We start from the raw sequence: 22,690 nt of genomic DNA on the forward strand, positions 1-22,690 counted from the left end.
CGGTCCCAGTTAATTTCTTCTGAACCCTTCCCGTAAATTTCCCATCTTCACCCATCACTCATTTTCCAATGTAAGAAAAAGAGTCGCGCCGCCACGGCGAACCAGAAGCAACACATTTTCTCTGGGCCCGAGGTGTTTGGAGAGCGACTCAAAGTCCCTGAGAAATCTCACTGGATTTCGATTAATCTCAATTAAGACATCCCCGATTTGTAATCCTCCACGCTCAGAAGGACTGTTAGGTGGCACGTCGCTGACCACTACGCCTTCATCCCCTTGACCTTGGCCAGGAGGCAAAGGTTCAACAATCACACCGTCCAAAAGGTGGTGGCCTTTGGCTTGGCGGGAAAAGCTTGGCGGTGCGATAAATCTGGGCAATTCGCCCATAGTCACGGACATTCCTAGCTCTCGACCATTTCGGAGAATTCCCATCTCCACCACGACGCCAGGAATCGTATCCGCGACCAACCCCCTCAATTGTTGTGGATTGATGACAGATTGCCCATTGAACTTTCGGATAATGTCTCCGCGTTCAATTTTGGCTCGCCCTGCGGGTCCTCCATCGTTCACATCTCCGAGCAACACGCCCTTGGCATCCGGCGCCTTAAATTGTTTGGCAAGTTCAGGGGTCATGGCTTGCATGGAAATACCCAGCCATCCCCGAACGACTTTCCCTTTCGTCATCAGTAAATGGGATACCTTTTTGGCCATTTGGCTCGGGATGGCAAAACCGATTCCCATGGACCCCCCGCTTTGGCTGAAAATGGCGGTATTAATACCGATGAGTTCGCCTTTTAAATTCACGAGCGCACCACCAGAATTTCCAGGGTTGATGGCGGCATCAGTTTGGATAAAGTCTTCGAAATCCACGATACCCATATTGGCGCGACTCACAGCACTGATAATACCCATGGTCACCGTCTGATTCAGACCAAAGGGATTTCCAACCGCAACCACGATTTCACCAACTTGCAGAGTGGTCGAGTCCCCCCAAAGGAGAAAAGGCAGCCCCCCGGCTTGAATCTTTAAAACCGCAAGATCCGTTTTTGGATCAGTCCCCACAACCTTGGCCTTAAACCGTCGTTGGTCAGTCAGGAGAACCCGTATTTCATTCGCCCCTTCCACTACATGATTGTTCGTCAAAATATAACCATCCGCACTCATAATCACCCCGGAAGCCATCCCTTGTTCTCGCTGGTCCTGGGGAGTTTGCCCCGGCACACTGGGCTCTTGGTCAAAAAACTTACGAGAGTACGGCGGAGAATCAGGAGCTCCTTCGTTTTGAAAATTTCCAACGGTCATGACATTCACGACCGAGGCTTGGGTGAGTTTGGCAATCCGAACCAATTCCAGGCTGAGTAGAGAAACATCTCGTGAGGGGATCTTAACACTTTCCTTCTGGTTGCCAGTACCTGGCACCGGAATGGTGTCCTTCGCCAACACAGTGAGAGTCCTCCCTGACCCAGAAACTTCATCCTGAGGTAGCCCCATTCCCCAACAGCTAACAAAGAAAACACCTGCCCATATGTTCAAGATTAATTTCCGATTCATACCGCCTCTCATCTCTTTACGTCTATACGCTTCGTTCGTTGGCCATGTAGAAAAGTTGTCCGTTCTCTGGAATCTTGTCACGTTTCACAGTCATTGGCCATTGATTTATAGAAAGGTGGGAAGGTTAATTTTGCCGAAGTCGTTGATGTTGAATTGCTTCCTCCATCGCACGATGGGCGTCGAGAGTTGCCAATACAAGAAGATCTATCGTCGTGGAATAATCCCGCTCCCAACTCCACCGGGCATTTTGCGCATGCCACTCATGAGTCGCAGCACTGAAGGCCGCCATGGCCCGGACATAGGTCTCCTGGGAAAACTGTGGGGCATTTTCCTCCACAGCTCGTTTTAGCGCTTGACGAGCTTCCTCGAATTCTGTCACCGGAGTCCCCGAACAACCGGTGAGGACCACCGCCATCAACAAGCTCATCAGCCCCAGACGAAGCCATTGAAAGATGGTCAACACGACGATCCACCAAGGGCAATCACTTCAAGACGTCGAGGCTGCCGACCCACTTTCTTCGGTAGCTGCTTCAACTGACGATGTCGGAGTAATACCGAGTCCGTCACTTCACCACAATTCACACACCGATATCCTTGCGCTCTTGAAGATTGGCCATCCATATCCGACAGCAGTTCTTCAACCATGAATCCATTACAACGATGGCATATCATCGTTACTTCCTTTCTTCCCGATCTTCACATCCACGGAACCACAGCCTCCTGGCCTAATACGTTAATTAGCTAGCAATTGAGATGCCAAATGAGGAAAACCACCAAACCCCATTCTCAATACAAAAACCATAAAAATTTCAATGAAGTAGCGGCATCATTGTCACTTGCCTTTGAAAGGACCAGGGTGACACCTCTTCGCTCCGGAACAAGTTGTCCTGAGAAAAGCCTCTTAAAGGAATAAAGGCCCAGACATTCGGAGAATACACGAGGAGTACAACTTGTTACTGGAGAAGAAGTTATGTCTAGCCGAGAATCGGCTAGATGAAGGAAGGAAAACTATGAATTATCGTAATCCGTATTCCTTAAGTTTTCGTTGGAGAGTTTTTCGGTGGATCCCAAGAATCTCGGCCGCTTGGGCTTCATCCCCTTTATAGGCCTCCAGCACTTTTAAAATCTGTTCCCGCTCAAGCTGATCCAAGGTTTTCCACCCGGTATCCTTACCAACCAGCGGGGGAGCTTGGGAAGCAATTGCCGGAGGAAGATCTTCTGGCACAATGGTCGTGTGAGGGGTCAAGACAATGGCCCGTTCGATCGTATGTTCCAATTCCCGCACATTACCTGGCCAATCATATTGCTGAAGCAGAACCATCGCCTTGGGTGAGATGTCCGTGACCTGCTTCGTATTCGTGACTCCATATTTTTGAAGAAAATAGCGGACTAGCAAAGGAATATCATCAGTGCGCTCCCGCAATGAGGGCAACTGTATCGTTACTACATTCAACCGATAATATAAATCCTCTCGAAATTTTCCACTCTTCACGAGTTTGAATAAATCCTTATTGGTCGCGGCCACGACTCGAACATTTACCCCAATAGAATCCTGACCTCCAACCCGACGAATTTCTCGTTCCTGAAGCACCCGGAGAAGTTTACTCTGAAGGGCTGGGGTAATATCCCCGATTTCATCCAAAAAACAGGTCCCTCCATGGGCCATTTCCAATAAGCCCTTTTTGTTCCCGATGGCTCCGGTAAAGGCACCTTTTTCGTGTCCAAATAATTCGCTTTCCAGAAGCGTTTCGGCCAGAGTTCCACAGTCCACCGCCACAAAGGGACCATCATGTCGTTGGCTATTGGAATGTATGGCGCGAGCAATCAATTCCTTCCCGGTGCCACTTTCGCCTTGAATCAAGACCGTACTTTCACTCGGAGCCACGCGAGCCACGAGCTTATATACGGCAACCATTTCTGAACTCTTTCCCTGAAGTTGATCTATCCCTAAGGTGGCCTGTACTTGTTGCTTCAAAGAACGATTTTCTTGAAGAATTTTTTTATGGTCCAAGGCCCGCTTCACCAACAATCGGACTTCATCCAGCACAAAGGGTTTGCTGATATAATCAAATGCTCCGGATTTAATGCCTTCTACCGCCGTCGTCATGCTGCCATACGCCGTTAACAAGATTACCTGAGTATCCGGATGCCGCGATCGGATATTTCCCAATAATTCAATCCCATCCATAATCGGCATTTGAATATCACTCAACACCAGATCCATCACCTGGCCTTCTAGTTGATCCAAGGCCTGTTTCCCATCCTGCGCCGTCTGTACGACATACCCTTCCTTTTCCATGATTTCTTGAAGAAGGTTTCTCGTTTCTGCTTCATCATCTACAACTAGGATCGACGTTTGTGGGGTCATCATGATCTCCTCGTCAGACCTGCAGAGCAATGACAAATGAGGTGCCGGTGCCCGCTTCACTTTTAACAGAAAGCGTACCCCCATGCAGCGTCACAATTTCATTCGCAATCGCAAGCCCTAACCCGGTCCCTTTACCCATCCCTTTTGTCGTAAAAAATGGGTCAAATATCTTAGATTGAAGTTCTTGAGAAATCCCGGGTCCAGTATCGGTGACTTCAATTTTGACCTGAGGTTTGTTTGTGGATGAATTGGAGGAGTTATCGAGAGAAACGCGAAGGGTCAATCGTCCCCCTTGCGGCATGACATCAATAGCATTATCGATGAGGTTTCCCAGGACTTCTTGCAATTGAGCAGAATCGGCCTGAATGGTGCTCACGGATGGATCACATTCGGTGGTCAGCACAATATGATGTTCATCGCATAACGGCCGAAAAAAAGTTTCAATGTGTTCTAAAAAAACTCGAAGTGAAATGGCTTCCCTATTCAGAATCGGTGGCCGTGCCACATTTAACAAGCTTTGAATGACCTTGCCTAAACGATCGGTTTGCTTCAGCACCGTATCCACTCGATTGCGAATTTTTTCCGGCAACTCTGGGGTTTCCTGAAGGAGTTGTAAATGACCGGAAATTGCCGTTAAGGGTGTCCCGATTTTATGAGCGATGGTGGCTACCAATTGCCCAAGGACCGCTAACCGTTGATGATGAACCACCTCCCGACGAGCAGCCGAAAGCTGCTCATTCATTTGAGTCAATGACTCATTGTTCCTCAATAGTTCGGCGGTGGCGTGATCGACCCGATGCTGCAACTCATCTCGAGATTGAGCCAAGGCCTGCGTCAGTCGGTGATTTTCCTCTACCACCGTTCGGATATGATCGGCCATCGCGTTGAAACTCTTGGCGATCGCGCCAATTTCATCGTCGGCATGCACCGGAACCTGAGCCTTCCATTCCTGCTGACGCAAGGAGGTAATACCAGACTCTATCTTTTCCAGGGGACGCAATACCCAAAGATATAAAAACCCGTTCATGCCGATGACTAAAACCACCCCTAATCCAATTCGTATGATTTGCGACCACTGAAAGAGAAACTTCGTCAGAGCATCAAACTGCCCAGTCCAAAATTCCGCATAGGCAACACCTCGAATTTCTCCCTGAATCATAATAGGCAGAGCCACTTTAATAATGTGTTCACGTCGAACGTCTTGGGGAGTACTCACAGGTTGGCCTCGCTTCACCGCTTCCTCGACTTCATGGGGAATAGTCTGAGAAAAACGACTACTCTCCCCAACCTGGGTGAGCAGCAAGAGTTGGGCTGACTGGGATTTTACGATTTGATACACACTGATATGGAGCAGATCGGGAGTGCGTTCCATTAATTCCCGGACAATCTTTTCTCTCGCTTTTTCCGCACGAAATTGAGCCATAGTTTGAAGCCGGGCATCGACCTGCCGGAGTAAGGACACGGTTTTTAATTGAATGTTTTCTTTCGCTAACTCCGTAACATACGCCCGCTCAACAACCTCTGCCAAAATCAGAGCTAAGGCCACCATTCCAATAACCATCACACTGGCTTTTGCCGGAAGCGAATAAGGCCAATATCGAAACGACATAGCGCATCATATCCACCCCCGTAGATCTTGCCAAGATTAGGGGTCTTGGGGTCGTAGCGAAAACTACAGGATTATTACGCGGCCTTTGGCAACCTTTGGAGCTCACCGTCTGCCATGGCACTAAACAAGCATGTGCCCTGGTAAACTAACCGTTGATAGCACCAAAGACAGACTTCTTGTTGGGTGACCAACTCATAGACCGTCGTTGAAGAATGCCTTCCACACCATTCACATTGATTTATCATGAAATATCCTCCAGGTCTAAATCTCTTTGTTCAACCCACTGCAAGATAGATTTCCTAACAACTGACTTTAACAAAGAATCTCGCAACTTACTTTTTAAAGAAGCAAAGACAATGCCAAATCATTATCTCCGAATAATCCAAACGTCTGAAATCCGAAACAATGAAGGCCACCAACCCTAGGTTCGCGGTGTATTAACGAATAGATCGCAGAATATAAAAAAGGGCATCTATCGATGAAGTTTCGGGACAATTTGTCTTGGCAACGGACAGAATATCTTTCAAACCCGAATTGCATTTTCATTCGGCGAGGACCAAGAATTGGATTTCCATTGTATTTTTTAAAAAAAAGTCTAACCAAAGCGCCCTGGTATGGTTTTTGCTTTATTTTTCTTCTTATTCGTAAGACATCTCGCTCCTAATCATTCATTAGTCGCGATGGATGTCTGCTAAAAAGTCATACCAAGCCAACCTTTACAAAGGAGCATTTCATGTCTTCTCAGCCCACAACGATTGTCGCATTGTTTACCGCCCTCACCTTCACCTTAGGAACACCTGTGTTTGCCGAACCGGAAGTTTCACAACCAGCCGCTCCTCCTGCAGAACAGCACATGGGCGCGGATCATGCTGCAGCTCCAGCCAAATCGGAAGCCAAGCACAAAAAAATGGCGAAAAAAAAGCGCTCAGGGAAAAAGGCCAAAAAGGAAAATAAGAAATCTGGCGACGAATCCTAATCCGCCGCAACCTATCAAGGGCACGTCTCGCAATAATGAGACGTGCCCTTGATCATTTATCTTTATTAACCAGAACAAATTTCAAAATGGCCAACACGCCGCCCCCTTTCCCGTCAATACTAATCGTTGACGACATCCCCTACATTCGCCTTTATTTCCGTGTCGCTCTTGAATCATTTGGACATCAATGTGAAGAAGCGAGCCACGGGCTTGACGCCATAGGAAAATTGCACAACCGCCATTACGATGTAGTCCTCACCGACGTTCAAATGCCCCACCTTGATGGATTCGAATTAGCCAAATGTCTTAAGGAAGACCCGTCTCTCGGGAGTCCAATCGTCCTCATGATGACAGCAAGTAATACTGACTTGTTAGCGCCACTGGCCCAAGCAGCGGGAGTAAGAAAAATTTTTGCCAAACCGTGTCACCCTGTGGTTATTCACCAAGAAATTATGGACATTCGACAAAGGTTTCCCACTGCGGCCTAAGATTTCGCTAAAGTTAAATGGGGTTCACGATTCTTGTTACATTTAATCCCCACCTCCCCAAAGACACTTTTTCCACGATTTAAACAAAATGTCTCTCGCTCGAGAGGACATTCCTCAGGTTCCGTTTATTCTTTCGAGGTATTTTGACATTGGTGTCGGTTAATCCTTGGTACACCTTTTGCTTCACTAATATATGCGAAAGGAGCAAATGATGAATTCAAAATTTTCCACGGACACACGACCTACCGGAGTGAATAAAGATCGCAGCATGTCGCCCTCACCATGCATTTATCAACCTCCTCTCCCTCATGCCACTCAGCCTACATTTCATTCCTTGTCTTTGGGTTGTGCTTTGCCGTCCATATTGATCGTTGACGACGCAGCCGAATTTCGGCGCACCCTGCGTGAAGGGTTAGTTATCTTTGGCTATGACTGCCAAGAAGCCGAGTGTGGAACCGACGCCCTACGCTATTTGAAAAACAGAAAATTCGATGTCGTGCTGACTGACCTGGTCATGCCGTTTCTTGATGGGTTGGGATTAGCCCAACACATCATGGAAGACCGTTCCTACGGTCACCCCTTGGTCATCTTGATGACATCGGGCCACAGTGATATGGTCAAATCGTTGGCTAAAACGTTTGGCATTAAGAATATCCTGGATAAACCATGCAAGGCGTCCGAAATCAACCGGATCATTCGAGAAGAACCCCTCCGATTCCCCAAGGCAGCTTAACAATTCAGACCCACGTTTTGGGACGAATCGAACCCTACTCCAACCGCTTTCTCCCATGACTCAGTCCTTTCAAAAGATTGCCGTAATTACTGGTGACCACCACCTACCGGATACTACCAAGCGCAATGCCCAATACAATGAAGAAGATCGATCCACGCATGTGGCCATGATGACCGCTTTTCAAAGTTGGCCGGATTATGATTTTGAATTCATTGACGATCATAGGGCACTCCTCAAACAAATTCGCAGTCACCCCCCGGATTTGGTCGTCAACTTTTGCGACACGGGATTTCGGAATCAAGCCTCTCAAGAGCTAAATATCCCTGCCTACCTCGAAATCTTAGGAATTCCCTATACAGGCGCGCCCCCTTCCGCGATGGTGATCTGTTATGACAAGGCCATTGTGCGGCTGGTGGCACAGTCCCATGGTGTCTCAGTTCCCCAAGAACAATTTTTAGGCACCAACCTGCTCACACAATCCTTTCCACTCGTCTTCCCAGCCTTGATAAAACCAAACACGGCCGATGGAAGTGTCGGAATCACCAAGGACTCTGTGGTGCGATCTTGGCAAGAAGCCAACACCTACGTGGCCTGGCTGCACGAGACTCTTCCCGGTTGCGACATCCTCATCCAAGAATATTTACCAGGACCGGAATACGGAATTGGGGTCATCGGAAATATCGAGACGGGTTTGCGAATATTCCCGACATTGGAAGTCGACTTTTCTCGTTTACCGTCAGGCTTGAATCCTATTCTTTCTTTTGAATCAAAAGCCTATCCCGACTCCCCGTATTGGACTGATATTCAATTCAAAAAAGCCATATTGCCGACAGAGGTGGAAGCCAAAATGCAGGGATGGGTGCGTACTTTATTCAAGCGATTCGGGTTGCGAGATTATGCAAGATTTGATTTTCGTGTTGGAGCAGATGGCGAGCCCAAATTGATGGAAGTCAATCCGAACCCGGCCTGGGCGAATGATGGAAAACTGGCATTTATGGCTGGCTTTGCGGAAATGGAATATCGAGATATGCTTCAGGACATCCTTCAATCCGCAATCAAGCGTTTGTCGAAGCGGTCAAAGTAGCGCGCGAGGAATCGCCAAGGTCCAATCATGGCGCTTCAAGAGGTGATCCCCTTCAAAGGCTTCAAGTTCCCCGGCAAATTGAAACGTATCCGCCGTCGCACTCAATCGCGTCCGACATTCCACTCGAATAGCCCAATCCCCCCGCCGCATGATGGCCGTTTGAGAAAATTCAGTTTGCGCGGACAGAGGATCATTTTCAAGAATGCGATACCGCTTCAAGAGTGTATAACCTAAGTTCAGATCAATCTCTTCGATTCTAGCCAACGACGCACCATCAAATTCACCACCATCACTTTTGAGGGTATACACCATTTCCGTCGTGGCAAGATCAATTTCAATCGTGCGCCGCATAGGCATCTGTCGCAATTTTTTATGCGTGGTGCCAGGGGCGGCTTCCGGAGGATCAAAGGGGCGCAACTGAGAATCTTCTGGACGCGGTGGACGAACGGGAAGCTCCAGATAACTCGGGCCTGTACGAACGGTTAACGTCACCGGCACGGGAGGAGGCCAGGCAATCGGCCAATAGCTGGTGGAAACAGAAACCCTAATCCGATGTCCCAGCGGAAAGGCATGAGCGAAATCATTGAGTTGGATCCGAACCGTATACCAATTTCCAGGCTTTAGCGATTCTGGCGTTTCATGACTCTCTCTATGCGTAAGGTTCAAAAGGCCATAGGTCACGCGTAACACAGACCCATCGGGTGCCACATCTCCCAATCGAATTGCCACCATCGCCACAGGTTGATCCGTGGCCAATTCCAATTCAACAATCGGAGCCCCCAAGACTTCGAGCCTCCCAGGTAATGGATCACTATCAAACACGAGAGAGCCACCATCGTCAGGACGCTGGTCTCGTGGCATTTCCCCATCCGCACCAAACCCGCACCATTCCCCAGAGCGCACACCAATCGTTTGAGGCGAACAGAATGAGACATCTATGGGCTTCTCTGGAAGGGGAGATAAGTGCCCAGGCTCCAAATACCAACGCTGAGGGGTCATGTGTGAGCTGGGAAGATGGTCTTCTGCCACCCATCGGCCAGGCCATTCTGCATATTGAGGTTGAGGCTGCTGACTCTCTTGCATCCACACGCGAATTACTGGCTCGTCCATGATTCCCGTGGATTTGCCATTCAACCAGTGTTCCCACCACCGCACGGCTTCTTGGAGAAACCCTATAGCTGGCCCAGGAACGCCATCATGCGGAAAGTTATGCGCCCATGGACCAATCAGGGCCTTCTTCGGACAGGAAAGATTTCTCATCAACCGAGGGATGGCATTGGTATAGCCATCGGCCCACCCGCCAATGGCATACACGGGGCATTGGATTGCAGAAAAATCTTCGCATATTGATCCATGCTTCCAAAAATCATCACGCCATTGATGGCGCATCCATACAGCGGGAAACGGTTCCAGGTTTTCGAGGCGTTCCTGCCACATCGCCTTCCATCGATCACCAACAATGTGCGGGTCCGGGGGCAAGGCGGAATACAAGGTGAGGATTGAACCCCATTGCATGTTTTCGTTGAGCAAACATCCGCCCATGAAATGGGCGTCATCGGCATAGCGATCATCTGTGGAACACAGGGTAATAATGGCTTTGAGCGCCGGAGGTCGTAAGGCCGCCACTTGCAACGCATTGAATCCTCCCCAAGAAATACCCATCATGCCTACCGATCCAGAGCACCAGGGTTGGGCCACGATCCAATTAATAATCTCTAACGCATCGGCATGTTCTTGTGGCGAATACTCGTCATGGAGCACGCCCTCTGAATCTCCAGAACCTCGAATGTCCACACGGACACTGGCGAAGCCATGATCAGCAAAATAACGATGAATGGGTTCATCACGAGACCGCATGAAATCCCGCTTTCGGTAGGGAATGTATTCTAAGATGGCAGGCACAGGTTGATGCTGGGCAGAATTCGGCAGCCAAATACGGGCGGCAATCCGGCATCCATCGGACATAGGAATCCAGGTGTTTTCGATTTCCTGGATTCGCTCTAAAATATTGGCATCACTACTCATGAGATTTTTGATTTCTTACGATTACGATTGGAGGAAGATTTGGAACCTTGTGATTCGGCCCCTTCGTGAGAAAGCAACGATTGAGCAGACCAAAAACTCAACGCGAGTTTTTCTCTCACTTTGAACCCTGTTTCGAGATCCCAACAATTCACGATCGCCAACCGAAACCCTCCGGGCGGCATGGAATGATCTTTCGGGGCGCGGTCCTCATGAAATGTGATTTGAATACTCGAGACCTTCGGCGTGTGACGCAATTCATCAACCAATACTTTGGGAGGATGAGAGTATTTCACATCATGCGCCCCAAACAGCACGACACTGAATCCTTCTTGACGTTGCGCATCATTGAATTGCCAAATCCCTTCGGCATACAAGCGAATGAGGGCTTCGACCCAACCTTCCCCATAGAGGTCAGGCCATTGATCGGCAAATCTCAAATGAACCTCAATGATTTTTCCACCAATCGTTTCAAAGTTGACCATGCCCGTATAGTTTGACAAACATCGACGAAGCCAATCCCCGCAATAGGCTTCAACGTCAGGAATGGGATTGGCCATAACGGTCCAATAATCAAACATGCCCCCTTCCAAGGGTTTTCCAGTGGTATGTCTCCACCATTGAGGTTCTCCCTGGACCACAACCACATCACTTGAGACATGATCGCCTTCAAGTAAGGTCATCCAAAAATGCCCTGGCCGTTCATACCGTTTATATTTTTTTGAAGAGCGGATCACCCGACTTCCGGCCCCCATCCCCTTCATGTTGTAGATTGGCTTGGAAAACACCGGAAAGGAAGGTGGCTCTAACCCATGCGGAGCGCAGGGTAAGTTCTGGCTTTCGGCAATCGCAAGTTTGTTGTAGACCCACTTGTACGCTGGATACCACAACCAAGCATCACTATCTTCTGTAGGAATGTTGACCCCATCCGGGCAGGGAATTCCCTCAAAATACTGTATCCGCCATGGATCGGCTTCACAAATCGGCATTGGTCTACTGTCCTTTCATGAAAATAGGAAAATTTACCGCACCATACTGAGGGAGATTCGGGAATGCAATGATTTAGAAACATCGGTCTCAGGAGACCGGTCTTTAGTGACTATCTCCTGAACATGAGGCAGGCACGATCAACATTTTCATGGGACTAACAAGGGCCCAATAGAGGGCTTGGGCTTTTGCAGGTGGCAGGTCGAGCATTAAGTCTCTTGAGGAGGAACCAAAGATGCCCACCCCCCAACCCGAAACCCGCATTGTCAATCTCTTTACCCATTTCGCCGTTGGTTCAAAGACATGATCCCATGCCGAATCAATTTTTTCTGATTGGATCACTAATGAAAACTCTTCCCCCCAAACTACGGTATACCGATGCGGCATATCCGTCACGACCAAGGGATGCGCTTCTGCCTGGGAGACAGACCCGTCATCCTTGGCAATAGAAGGAATCGTCGGTTCGGGTTCAATAAGGGGAATTTTCCGGGTAAGAGTGGCCACCTTCACATTCGTGAACGGCTCTCCCACCCAAGAGGATATGAGAAAGGGAAAGGACTTGAGGAGGATACCGCGAGCCTTGAGTTCCAACATTCCTTGCGAAAGATTCATCACAACGTAGAGCGCTTTTTCTTTCGCTAACACGACTTCTTGTTGTTGGCTTGCACGAAGGATTTCTTTGACTGGTGCGGTCGAGGCACACGTCACCTCCTGCGCAGCTACTGGCAAGGTGAAAACAGTCAGACCACTGACCGCCACCAACCAAGCCGTCCAAAAATTCCCTTTCATGCCATGATTAATAGATAATGAGCGTAGTGCCCACAGAGACATGTTCATACAAATACTGTAGATCTTTATCGCCAAGTCGGATGCACCCATGCGTCACGTTCGTGCCCAACAGACGCGTATACAGGGTACCATGAATGAAGTACCCGTCCCCAAATCCCAAGGCATAATCTCCCAAGACACCAGCTTCGGCTCGATCCTGTTGCCGAGTGGGAATCGGCAGCCCTTCCTCAATAAAAGCCCAGTCAGGTTTAAACCAAATGGGATTGGCAATTTTCCCCGTGATAGAAAATATTCCACGGGGCGTATTGAATATCCAACCTTTCTCGGGGTTACGTGGATCTTGAAGGCGTGACCCACTTCCGGTGGAAGCCACTGCCGCAAACAAGGTCTTTGTCCCGTTTTTCAGATACACCCGATTTTCTGCAGTATCCACCATCACAAACGTTCCTTGAGGAGCCAAGCGGGCCAAGGAAGATGGTGATGGTTTCTTGGAACGGCCCTCACCATTTCCTCGAGAAGTCGTTTTGACAGCAGCCTTGTTGAACTCGGCAGACGGACTTTCCGCACTACCCAAAAGGATGAAACTGAAGAACAGAAGGGATAGCAGGCTGACTCCTGAACGACCTAGGTTTGGACTTGACCAAAGGGAATTCACCCAACTTTCCCTTTTCCAACCGGAATCAATCGTGTCCTATCAGAAATGTGCGCCTGAATGTCCTGAATCATTTTGACAATTTGATTGTCAGGTTGAATGGCACCAACAATGGTCACTGCCATACCAACTTTGGCTTTTTCGAAAAGGCGATCCATCGCCTCATTCTCCAAGGCCACGCATCCGCGAGTCAGTTCCTGGGCATCATTGGCCTTGCCGTGAATTTCAATGAGTCCTCCAATGGATTGGTTACTGGGAATCCTCCCCTTGGCTTGTGCTTCCTTAAACCGAAGAGTCTGCTCAACGGTGGGATAATTGAGGAGTAAGGCTTTGTAAAACCGAGTCTCCCCTTCACTTTTTTTCTTTATGATATGAAATCGTCCCTCGGGGGTGGCTCCGTCACCTTCATGCTTTTTATCCTCCAGGCCATTAAATCCTAATTCCACCGGATACTGGGCGACTTCTTTTCCTTTGTCATACACCAACAATTTCCGCGAGGCCTTTACCACGACTACCACCCTGTCCTGTTGCGTTTTCGACTTTTGGATTGTTTCCTGCACCCACTGCTCCCATTGAGCCAACTGCGACTCATCCGCATACCGCATCATTTGACTCATCATATGGGATTCGACTCCCTGCAACTGCATGACGACCTCCCCGACGGTGACTCGCGCTTCATCGAGTTGGCCGTAAGCCTGACGACGCCCGGCTTCTTCTAATAACCCATACGCCTTGGAAAGCGCAGTCACATCATTTTGGAAATCGAATAAACTGATGAGATTTCGAAGACGTACTAACTGCAGACTCTCATGCGCGATAAAGGCCCGCACCTCTTCTTCCTGAACCGCTCGCTTTTGCTGAGCCGCTTGGAGAAGAAGCGTGCCTTCTTTCACAATGTCCGCATAAGATTGCGCAAACCCCTGACGATCATGGGGCGACCACCATTCTGCGTTGTCTTGCAAAAATTTCTGTCGAAGGGCAGCAATGTTCTGATGAAATATTTGATAGCGTGTAGGGAATAAGGTATGGGCCGAGTCCAGCCAGGCCTTTCGATCCAATTCTTCTACTTCCGAAGGAAAATTCTCCGGCCATTCATCGGTTTCCCACCATGCGCCCATGGCTAAAAACGGTAATGTAATAAGGAGAGGCAGAATTGCCCACAACACCTTTTTGAGATATGAGTGCCACCCTGCCCCCCACATATTCATTAATCTTATGCTTTCGCTTTGCCAGTTTTTTGCAAAGCATGAGCCACCTCATCATGGACCCGAATAGCTAAGGATTCAATGGCCTGCGCCTTGGCTTTTGCACCAAGAAAGTCTTCGGCTACGAGAGCGCCATCAACTTCCACGAGCATGGATTCCGCCGTTTGCAAATCGCCATTTAAGGCTTGCAGATCCGCCTGTGAACCTTTTCCCATCGGGGCTTTGGCTAAAATAACTCGCGCTTCCTGGACACGAGATTTTGCATTCGTCATTGCAGATTGCGCTTCACTTTTTACTCGTTCTTTATTCGCCACGGCTTCCGTCTTGGCTCGAAGCGCCTCCTGATTCACTGCTTGCAACATTCCTTCCACGCTTTCATAGTTTCTCATGATCGCGAACTTGGAATCTTGAATGGCTAGCTCTTCTTGAGCCATTTGATAGGCGGTCTCGGCTTCACGAAAACTTTCCGGAGCATAATCCGGTGCTCCCGCTTGCCGGGCTTCCTTCAGCGCCATGTCCGCCGCATCAAGCGTGGTCATGGGTTTTTCCGCACACCCCAACATCAACATGCCGATTAGAATCGACAAAGTTCCCATACTGAGCACAGTGTTGCGTTTCACGAAAGTCATCCTCCTCATTATTATTGTTGTTGATCGCATAAATCCTTGGTTGGAGGATATTTTCCCCCAACCAAGGGTTCGCCTGAAGTTTGTTGAGACCAAGCTCGGGCAAAGGGTTTTGATAATTCTTTTGGCACTGAAGGGCAGGACCTCCTTAAGGTCAGATTCCAAGTGATCTCAATCCTTGGCATCAGGTTCCTCTCGGAAGGGCAAGGGGTATTACTTGCCAAAAGGCTTTTTGGGTTGAGACTGGGGTTGAGGCTTTTGGGCTGGTTGAGCCGCGCCTGGCTTCCCAACACCCACTCCTTTCTTAGATTCTTGTGAATTGGTAGAACTCATGAATGGTCACCTCCTTTCATCCTGTGGATTAGGCCGTGGCCTTACTTGTAAGAGAGAGCAAAAGATATGCCACACGACATCTTCCACAAGAAAAAGGAAAGGCTTGAATTTTTTTAATGATGTGATTGTTTTCAAATATCATTTGGACAGAATTTCTGTCCCTACAAAGACAGATTGTCTTCGTCTATCCTTGACGATTTATCATTTTTCCTTAGTCGCCTTCCTCACCGTTCACTAGTCTCTCTCATTTGAACTATTTTGACTCCCAACTCCAGGCAAAAAGGACATAGATAACCGATGAAGAAATTTCATGGAGATAGATAGTGGCATACTCCCGATAACAGAAGAATCCAAATGAATTGGCATATTCATTGCACTTATTCAATTGTGGAGTCTCGACATGAGACTAAAAAATCACTCAGTTTGGCAGCGTGCAATCCAGGGACCCCTTGCCTTCTTTTTGGCACCGGCTCATCGTCCTATTCTGATGGTCACCGGGATTTTCCTACTGGGAATCAGTCTGACAATTGGTTTGGCAAGTGACTCTCATCTTACACCGCTTTCCCCACCAGGAACCTTGTCCGATGGTGAAGGCAACACAGACCGCACTACCCTATTCGTCAAAGGAAAAATTCTCGATATTGTTGGTGAACTCATTTTGATTGTGGAGGGGATGGATGGAACAGTGGAATTGCGGCTTACGGAGGATACCGTCTTTCAAAGTACCTTGCATATTGGAGACTACATTGTGGCATCCGTCTCTCCACAAGGGGTCGTGCGACAAATCACGGTTGTGGAATCTCAGGAAAATTTTTAAAAACTTTCACCGTCGACAACGACCACCATTGGGCAGAATCAGGAGTTGCCGACCATGAAATGCGAACGATGCGAAGGCTTAATGGTACGAACCCAACACTATGGGTTCTCCATTTTGAAGCGAATGATCTGGTTTTGGAAATGTGTAAACTGTGGAAATGTTTTTGATCACACAGTGATTATGAATCGGCAACAGATCTGGGAAACTGGCGGGCTTCCCTCATCAGGGCGAGCCGCAGCACCAAGAATTCATTACATTTCCCGACCACCAAAGGGAAGGCGCGCTGCCTAACTAGTAGGGAATACGTCCAAAACGCCCAATATCGGGATCACTCCCTTAGGCCGTTTGCATTTGTCAAGAATACATTGGACTTGGAAAACACAATTCCGAAAAGTCTCTCACCTAAGAACTCCTCAACGCGATGCCTTTGCCTTTAAAATTAGTCTTTTGGTTCCGGAGTTTCTGAAACCGTGTCTTCGCCGGCCGGCTGATCTTCTGATGCACTAGAAGGATCAACCCGTCCTTCTTCCTCTTGGGTTTCAGGGACCGAAGGGGTTTGTGTGCTGGTCTCATTCCCACATCCGGCGAACAATACAATCGCAATAAACAGTGTAAAAACCCATTGTTTTCTAAATTGCATTTTGACTCCTCTGATTAATCAATAGTATGAGATCCGATGGCCCTTTATGAACCGAAAGACTATTTGTCTTCTTTCTTGTCAATTTCCTTTGGAGGTCGTAGCTGTGCGGATTCTTTATCATCCAGTTTAGGAAAAAATGGTTTGCGTTCCTTCTTTTTTTCTTCCTCCGACTGATCCCCATCAAATAAGAATCCTGGAATGCCTGTTTCCATAACAACTCCTGAGTCATTAGGGGTGATAAAATTCCCAACCTCATGGTATGTGGTGCAACTGTCATTCCATTTTCAGAAAGAATCCAAACGACCTGCGCGACGGGTTCAGACCAACTCCCAACACAGCATTTTTCAGGATTTCCTTGGTATTCGAGCTATTGGCCGAGGCAAGACGAATCGGGCTTATAATTGGAAGACTTCACAAGATGAGACATTTTGTCTTGCAAAAGAGCTATTTGTCCTTAAACTAACAACTCAATCATAAGAAAAGTTGAACTAGTGAAGGTAAAACCACTTCCCTGGTGGCCAGAAGAAATGGAATATATTTTGCTTTGACCTTCCATTTCGTATAAGTAAAGGCAAGGCCTGCATGCAGAAACCTAAGTAATCATGTCTCTGGTCCCGTAGCAGACAGACTTCATCCCTAATTTTTTACCAAACTCCCATCTTCCTATGGTCAATCTCCCTAATCCTGCACCCTACCAACCATCCAGCGACAAGGCCTTGCGAGCTCGGGTCAAACTGTTTGGGCATATTCTTGGCGAAACACTACGTGACCACGCAGACCATCAGGTTTTTGCCACTGTCGAGGCCTTGCGAAAAGGGTATATCCATTTGCAAACCAAACCGAATCCAACACGGCGGAGGCGGCTAAGGAAATTGGTAGAACACTTAGAGGAACCAATTTTGGAGCAGGTGGTTCGAGCCTTTAACACTTACTTTAGTTTGGCCAATATTGCCGAGGAGTCGTTTAAGCACCATCAACGCCGCAAAAACAGTCAAGCAGGACTCCCACGTTGGGAGGGATCCTTTGACCATACCCTGTTGGCTTTTCAGGAAAGCGGTCATTCCCCCGAGGATCTCCAACAGCTACTTCACACCATACAATATATTCCGGTATTCACGTCCCATCCCACGGAAACCAAACATCGAAATATTCTGGAAACACTTCAACGCATCTTTGTCATTAGCGAAGAACTCAACAATTCCCAACTCAGTAAATATGAACGCGCTCAGGTCATCAACCAATTGCAAGCCTCCGTCCAGATCCTTTGGAAAACCGAAGAGGGTCGTGCTCGGAAGCCAAGCGTGGAAGATGAGATTCACAATGGATTGTACTTTTTTCGCACCACACTCTTTAAAGCCATTCCATTGGTATATCGACATTTTGAAGAATCCATCCAGCGGGTATATACCGGAGAAACGGAACAGCCCACTCTGCAGGTTCCAAGCTTTTTGCGATTTGGCTCGTGGATTGGAGGTGATCGCGATGGGAATCCGTATGTCACCCCCTCCATAACGCGTCGAGCCATCCGTTTACAAGCCAGAACCGCTTTGAGGGAATACCTTAGACGGGCCAAAGAGTTAATTCAGGTTCTCACCCACTCGGATAAATGGGTTACCTTGCATCCAGCATTTCTCGAGTCTCTCACCCATGACCAACCCGTGGCACAAAAGGCTTTTGCCCGAAATCTCCACCTCTTTCGTCATGAACCCTATTGTCGAAAATTGGCGATCATCCGCTATCGCTTACGGATGAATATTAGTCTGATCGAACACAGTCTCTCCGGCAATAAAGGAAAACCAGCGGACCATGCCTATCGGTCGGAAGCTGAATTGCTCGACGACTTGTATGTCATTCGCGATTCCCTGCATTCGCATGGGGACGGCAATATCGCCGATGGTGAGCTGAAAGATCTTATTCGCCTGGTGGAAACCTTCGGAATGTATTTGGCCCATTTGGATGTACGTGAGGAATCATCTCGGCATACCAGTGCCGTGGAAGATATTCTCAGGGGCCTGGGTATCGCTTCAGCCTATCAATCCCTTCCCGAAGAGCAAAAACTGAAAGTCCTGAGCGATCAACTGACAGCAACCCAGAATTCAACCTGGCCGGAATCACTGAGCGCCGAAACGCTTCGAATTCTTGAAGTCTTCACGGTGATGACCGAGATGGGACGAGAAGTAAGTCAGCACACCTTTGGTAGTTATGTGATTTCCATGACCCACCAGGCCAGCCATGTGCTGGAGGTGGTGTACTTAGCAAAACTGGCTGGTCTCATCAGTTACTCATCGACAGGGCAGTGGGCTTGTCGCATTCGGATCGTTCCATTATTCGAGACCATCGAGGATTTGGCACATTGTGAGGCCATCCTTCACACGTTGTTCAACCATTCCATCTACCGTGAATTGCTTCGCTGTGCCAACAATTTCCAAGAAGTCATGTTGGGGTATTCCGATTCTTGTAAAGATGGCGGCATCCTGGCATCTGCCTGGGGATTACATGATGCCCAACGGAAAATCATTTCCCTGGCAAAGTCTTTTGGAATCACGTGCCGCTTGTTTCATGGACGAGGAGGCACCGTGGGCCGTGGAGGCGGCCCCACCCACCAGGCCATTCTCGCCCAACCCGAAGGCACCGTGCATGGGCAAATCAAATTCACCGAGCAAGGCGAAGTGCTCTCGCACAAGTATAGTCACGTGGAAACAGCGGTGTATGAATTAACCATGGGGATTACGGGTCTACTTAAAGCCAGCTCCCATTTGATTAAAGGATTGTCTTATGACTGGAACCAAGCCCATGACATAATGACAACACTGGCCAAGTCCAGCGAAAAAAGCTATCGGCAACTCACCGAACAAACCCCAGGGTTTTTTGACTATTTCTACGATGTGACGCCGGTTCGGCAACTTGGGCAATTGAACATCGGATCGCGTCCCACGCATCGCCAAACTAGTGAGTCATCCAAAGAATCCATTCGCGCCATTCCCTGGGTATTCGGGTGGGGACAAATTCGGCATACCTTACCAGCATGGTATGGTATCGGCTCGGCATTGGAAATTTGGCGATCTCATGATCCAGCTCGGCTGGGGTCACTTCGTGCCTTGTATCGCCAATGGCCATTTTTCCGGTCTTTGCTCAGCAATACGCAAATGGCATTAGCCAAAGCGGACATGAACATTGCTAGCGAATACGCCCAGCTATGTCGAAATTCCCAACAGGGCGCCATGATTTATTCGTTGGTCAAGGAAGAATACGAACGGACAGTCAAGCAAGTATTGGACATCATAGGGGCCGAGACCCTTCTCCAAGAAGATTTGCCTTTGGCCCTTTCGATTTCACGTCGCAACCCCTATTTAGAGCCGTTGAATCATATTCAAGTCACTTTACTCCAACGACTTCGAACATCTCCGGAAAACGAAACACCACACGCTATCTGGCAATCGATTTTGCTTCGTAGTATCAATGCCATTGCCGCAGGTTTGCGGAATACAGGATAACCACCCCCATCAAAACAAAAAATGGTAAAGTGAAGAAACGGAAACCGGTCACTTCTACATCATTTTCATGACCACCAGAAATACTTACTGAGGAACTGGGATTTTTGGGAATAAGGTGCAGAAATTTGGAAAACATGGCATTATCGGGCTCCAGTATTTTTGGCAAGGCTTTTCCCTACAACAAAAAATATTGAGCGTGAAAATTTCCAACTTTTAAGGATAACTCTATGATGTTCCCCAACCGTCACAATCAATCTTCCAATATGCCACTTGGATTAGGGCAAGGATATTGGCTCGTTATAGCCTTACTGACCCTCGCACTGATGGGAACAGGCATTTCTCCAGTTTTAGCAAAAAAAGCGAAGATAGGGTGGCTAGAAAAAGTACGTGTCTTCCCCGGCCAAATCCTTATGCATGCCAAAATTGATACCGGCGCTGACAACTCTTCAATTCATGCCACTGATATCGCCACCTTTAAAAAAGGAGAGGAGGAATGGGTCCGCTTTACACTAAAGTCTATCGATAACCAAACTACAGTCATGGAACGACCCATTTTCCGAACCACGCAAATCACCCGACATGGCGTTCCCGATGAGGTCCGCCTGGTAGTAAAGATGGGGATTTGCCTTGGCACCATTTACAAAGAGGATATGGAAGTGAATTTAGCGGACCGTAAAAATTTTGAATATAAAATGCTCATTGGTCGAAGCTTTCTTCGTGGAGACACCCTTGTAGATCCGAGCAAAGAGTTTGTCCACGAACCTCAGTGTTTTCCTGAATGACCCCATGTCAAAACGCCACCTGTTCATCCTTGTCGCCTTCCTGACCAGTATGGGCATCGGTGCATTCGCCTACAAGGCGATCGTTTTGGAATTCCCTCTGAAACCAGCTACGACCACCACTATCTGGGATATCGAAGTTCATGTCACATTTTCCGGAAAAAAGAAGCCTGTCAAAATCTCTTTGATGATCCCACGCAACACCAGACGATATTCCGTCGTGAATGAGAATTTCATTTCTCAAAGTTTCGGCCTTACCACCAATACCGATGAGGCCAACCGTCAAGCCGTGTGGTCGAGACGTTCGGTCAAGGGAAAACAAAGCCTGTTCTACCGCGGCACCGTTCGACGAGTCGTGTCGGTAGAAGATCCAACAGTCACAGCCTTTCCTCCGATGCCTATGCCGGACTGGACCGGCGCCAAACTGGAGGCTGCCACAGCACTCCTGAGGGAAATCGAAACCAAATCAGCGGACACACCCACGTTGGTATCAGGACTCCTCACCCGCATCCGAGAAGTGGACTCCGACCCCATTATTCAGGGATTAGTAAACCCCACCGCCACCTCTGAGGAACGTTTGCAGGTAGTCACGCAAGTCTTAGCCCTCGCCAAAATTCCTGCACGTGTGGCTCACGGCATTCAACTAAAAGAAACCTTGAACACCGCTCCAATCATTCATTGGATTCAGATTTTCGATAAAGGCCTGTGGAAATCATATGATCCAGCAACCGGAACGCCTGAAATTCCTGACGACTATTTCACGTGGTGGAGAGGGACCTTCCCAATGATGGATGTCATTGGCGCCGAAAATGTAGAGGCCACCATCCTCGTGGCGCCCAATCAAGAGGCCGCGATTCAATCCGCCATTGTTCGAAGCCAACTCGCGACACCGAAACTCCTGGAATTTTCTCTGTTCAGTCTTCCACTGGAAACTCAAACCGTGTATCGCGTCTTACTCATGGTCCCCTTGGGAGCACTCCTATTAGTCCTACTCCGCAATGTCATTGGACTCAAAACCTTTGGCACCTTTATGCCCATCCTCATTGCCCTCGCCTTTCGTGAAACCCAGCTCCTTTGGGGAATTATATTGTTTACTGTGATCGTCACTTTGGGACTCGGCATTCGATTTTATTTAGAACATTTAAAGCTCCTACTTGTTCCTCGATTGGCCTCCCTCCTGATTCTGGTCGTCATGTTAATGGCTTTTCTGAGTATTTTAACCCACAAGTTGGGTATCGACCATGGATTATCCATTGCCTTATTCCCTATGGTCATTCTGACAATGACCATTGAACGGATGTGCATCGTCTGGGAGGAACGGGGACCACAGGAAGCATTACAACAGGGCTTGGGAAGCTTAGCCGTCGCAACCCTCACCTACCTCACCATGAGCCTACCCTTTCTTGAACATTTATTATTCGTATTTCCCGAATTACTCTTGATTATTCTTGCGGCCACATTACTCCTTGGAAGATATTCCGGATTGCGTCTATTAGAACTGAAGCGATTTAAAGCCTTAGCCCAGGAAACCGGATAGTCT

Annotated in this window: 22 protein-coding genes; 8 read left to right on the top strand and 14 right to left on the bottom strand. The window is 48.3% G+C overall.

Translation table 11 applies throughout. The features are described 5' to 3' along the window. Positions 1-54: 54 nt before the first annotated feature. From PPG34_RS05115 to PPG34_RS05140, 6 genes are all read right to left on the bottom strand, one after another. Positions 55-1,548, bottom strand: coding sequence for a Do family serine endopeptidase (locus PPG34_RS05115; RefSeq protein WP_313832068.1), 1,494 nt, complete (start codon positions 1,546-1,548; stop codon positions 55-57). A 124-nt stretch (positions 1,549-1,672) separates the two neighbouring features. After that, a complete protein-coding gene (locus tag PPG34_RS05120) occupies positions 1,673-2,011 on the bottom strand; it encodes a DUF4398 domain-containing protein (protein ID WP_313832069.1) in 339 nt (112 codons plus the stop codon). Next, complete coding sequence (locus tag PPG34_RS05125) at positions 2,005-2,220, bottom strand: hypothetical protein (RefSeq protein WP_313832070.1); 216 nt, start codon at positions 2,218-2,220, stop codon at positions 2,005-2,007. The genes PPG34_RS05120 and PPG34_RS05125 overlap by 7 nt, the downstream gene beginning before the upstream one ends. A gap of 343 nt (positions 2,221-2,563) precedes the next feature. After that, positions 2,564-3,919 (bottom strand): sigma-54-dependent transcriptional regulator, encoded by a 1,356-nt coding sequence (locus PPG34_RS05130; protein WP_313832071.1) that lies wholly within the window; start codon positions 3,917-3,919, stop codon positions 2,564-2,566. Positions 3,920-3,929: 10 nt separating this feature from the next. Next, positions 3,930-5,525 carry a sensor histidine kinase gene (locus PPG34_RS05135; RefSeq protein ID WP_313832072.1) on the bottom strand — a complete coding sequence of 532 codons (1,596 nt, stop codon included), beginning with the start codon at positions 5,523-5,525 and terminating at the stop codon, positions 3,930-3,932. Between the two features lie 74 nt (positions 5,526-5,599). Then, positions 5,600-5,770 (bottom strand): hypothetical protein, encoded by a 171-nt coding sequence (locus PPG34_RS05140; protein WP_313832073.1) that lies wholly within the window; start codon positions 5,768-5,770, stop codon positions 5,600-5,602. Between the two features lie 488 nt (positions 5,771-6,258). Between PPG34_RS05140 and PPG34_RS05145 the strand changes: the two genes are divergently transcribed. The 4 genes from PPG34_RS05145 to PPG34_RS05160 all read left to right on the top strand — a co-directional run bounded on the left by PPG34_RS05145 (position 6,259) and on the right by PPG34_RS05160 (position 8,806). Next, on the top strand, positions 6,259-6,501 hold the full coding sequence (locus tag PPG34_RS05145) for a hypothetical protein (protein ID WP_313832074.1): 243 nt from the start codon (positions 6,259-6,261) through the stop codon (positions 6,499-6,501). A gap of 35 nt (positions 6,502-6,536) precedes the next feature. After that, on the top strand, positions 6,537-6,989 hold the full coding sequence (locus PPG34_RS05150; RefSeq protein ID WP_313832075.1) for a response regulator: 453 nt from the start codon (positions 6,537-6,539) through the stop codon (positions 6,987-6,989). A gap of 208 nt (positions 6,990-7,197) precedes the next feature. Beyond that, a complete protein-coding gene (locus tag PPG34_RS05155; RefSeq protein WP_313832076.1) occupies positions 7,198-7,722 on the top strand; it encodes a response regulator in 525 nt (174 codons plus the stop codon). A gap of 55 nt (positions 7,723-7,777) precedes the next feature. Further along, on the top strand, positions 7,778-8,806 hold the full coding sequence (locus PPG34_RS05160) for a D-alanine--D-alanine ligase family protein (RefSeq protein ID WP_313832077.1): 1,029 nt from the start codon (positions 7,778-7,780) through the stop codon (positions 8,804-8,806). On the opposite strand, the gene PPG34_RS05165 is transcribed toward PPG34_RS05160, so the two are convergent. The 6 genes from PPG34_RS05165 to PPG34_RS05190 all read right to left on the bottom strand — a co-directional run bounded on the left by PPG34_RS05165 (position 8,798) and on the right by PPG34_RS05190 (position 15,081). After that, entirely contained in the window at positions 8,798-10,831 is a 2,034-nt protein-coding gene (locus tag PPG34_RS05165) for a CocE/NonD family hydrolase (RefSeq protein ID WP_313832078.1), read from the bottom strand. The two genes, PPG34_RS05160 and PPG34_RS05165, sit on opposite strands and share 9 nt — an antisense overlap. Next, entirely contained in the window at positions 10,828-11,817 is a 990-nt protein-coding gene (locus PPG34_RS05170) for a hypothetical protein (protein WP_313832079.1), read from the bottom strand. Before PPG34_RS05170 ends, PPG34_RS05165 begins: the two co-directional genes overlap by 4 nt. A 103-nt stretch (positions 11,818-11,920) precedes the next feature. Next, a complete protein-coding gene (locus PPG34_RS05175; RefSeq protein WP_313832080.1) occupies positions 11,921-12,652 on the bottom strand; it encodes a hypothetical protein in 732 nt (243 codons plus the stop codon). Next, on the bottom strand, positions 12,612-13,259 hold the full coding sequence (locus PPG34_RS05180) for a L,D-transpeptidase (protein WP_313832081.1): 648 nt from the start codon (positions 13,257-13,259) through the stop codon (positions 12,612-12,614). The genes PPG34_RS05175 and PPG34_RS05180 overlap by 41 nt, the downstream gene beginning before the upstream one ends. Beyond that, on the bottom strand, positions 13,256-14,464 hold the full coding sequence (locus PPG34_RS05185; RefSeq protein WP_313832082.1) for a L,D-transpeptidase family protein: 1,209 nt from the start codon (positions 14,462-14,464) through the stop codon (positions 13,256-13,258). The genes PPG34_RS05180 and PPG34_RS05185 overlap by 4 nt, the downstream gene beginning before the upstream one ends. A 5-nt stretch (positions 14,465-14,469) precedes the next feature. Further along, positions 14,470-15,081: a hypothetical protein gene (locus tag PPG34_RS05190; RefSeq protein WP_313832083.1), complete on the bottom strand. Its 612-nt coding sequence runs from the start codon at positions 15,079-15,081 to the stop codon at positions 14,470-14,472. Between the two features lie 739 nt (positions 15,082-15,820). Here PPG34_RS05190 and PPG34_RS05195 point away from each other — a divergent pair. Further along, positions 15,821-16,237 (top strand): hypothetical protein, encoded by a 417-nt coding sequence (locus PPG34_RS05195; protein WP_313832084.1) that lies wholly within the window; start codon positions 15,821-15,823, stop codon positions 16,235-16,237. A gap of 439 nt (positions 16,238-16,676) precedes the next feature. Here the strand turns inward: PPG34_RS05195 and PPG34_RS05200 are convergent, their stop codons facing one another. Both PPG34_RS05200 and PPG34_RS05205 read right to left on the bottom strand, forming a co-directional pair. Continuing rightward, the gene (locus tag PPG34_RS05200; protein WP_313832085.1) at positions 16,677-16,877 is read right to left on the bottom strand and encodes a hypothetical protein; all 201 of its coding nucleotides are present in this window, start codon (positions 16,875-16,877) and stop codon (positions 16,677-16,679) included. Between the two features lie 59 nt (positions 16,878-16,936). Continuing rightward, positions 16,937-17,089, bottom strand: coding sequence for a hypothetical protein (locus PPG34_RS05205; RefSeq protein WP_313832086.1), 153 nt, complete (start codon positions 17,087-17,089; stop codon positions 16,937-16,939). Between the two features lie 453 nt (positions 17,090-17,542). On the opposite strand from PPG34_RS05205, the gene ppc reads away from it, so the two are divergent. The 3 genes from ppc to PPG34_RS05220 all read left to right on the top strand — a co-directional run bounded on the left by ppc (position 17,543) and on the right by PPG34_RS05220 (position 22,687). Continuing rightward, positions 17,543-20,371: a phosphoenolpyruvate carboxylase gene (ppc, locus tag PPG34_RS05210; RefSeq protein ID WP_313832087.1), complete on the top strand. Its 2,829-nt coding sequence runs from the start codon at positions 17,543-17,545 to the stop codon at positions 20,369-20,371. Positions 20,372-20,598: 227 nt separating this feature from the next. After that, positions 20,599-21,153: an ATP-dependent zinc protease family protein gene (locus tag PPG34_RS05215; protein ID WP_313832088.1), complete on the top strand. Its 555-nt coding sequence runs from the start codon at positions 20,599-20,601 to the stop codon at positions 21,151-21,153. A 4-nt stretch (positions 21,154-21,157) separates the two neighbouring features. Next, the gene (locus PPG34_RS05220) at positions 21,158-22,687 is read left to right on the top strand and encodes an inactive transglutaminase family protein (protein WP_313832089.1); all 1,530 of its coding nucleotides are present in this window, start codon (positions 21,158-21,160) and stop codon (positions 22,685-22,687) included. Positions 22,688-22,690: the final 3 nt, after the last annotated feature.

The sequence above is a fragment of the Candidatus Nitronereus thalassa genome, assembly GCF_032191465.1.
In the GTDB taxonomy this organism is placed as follows: Bacteria; Nitrospirota; Nitrospiria; order Nitrospirales; family UBA8639; genus Nitronereus; species Nitronereus thalassa.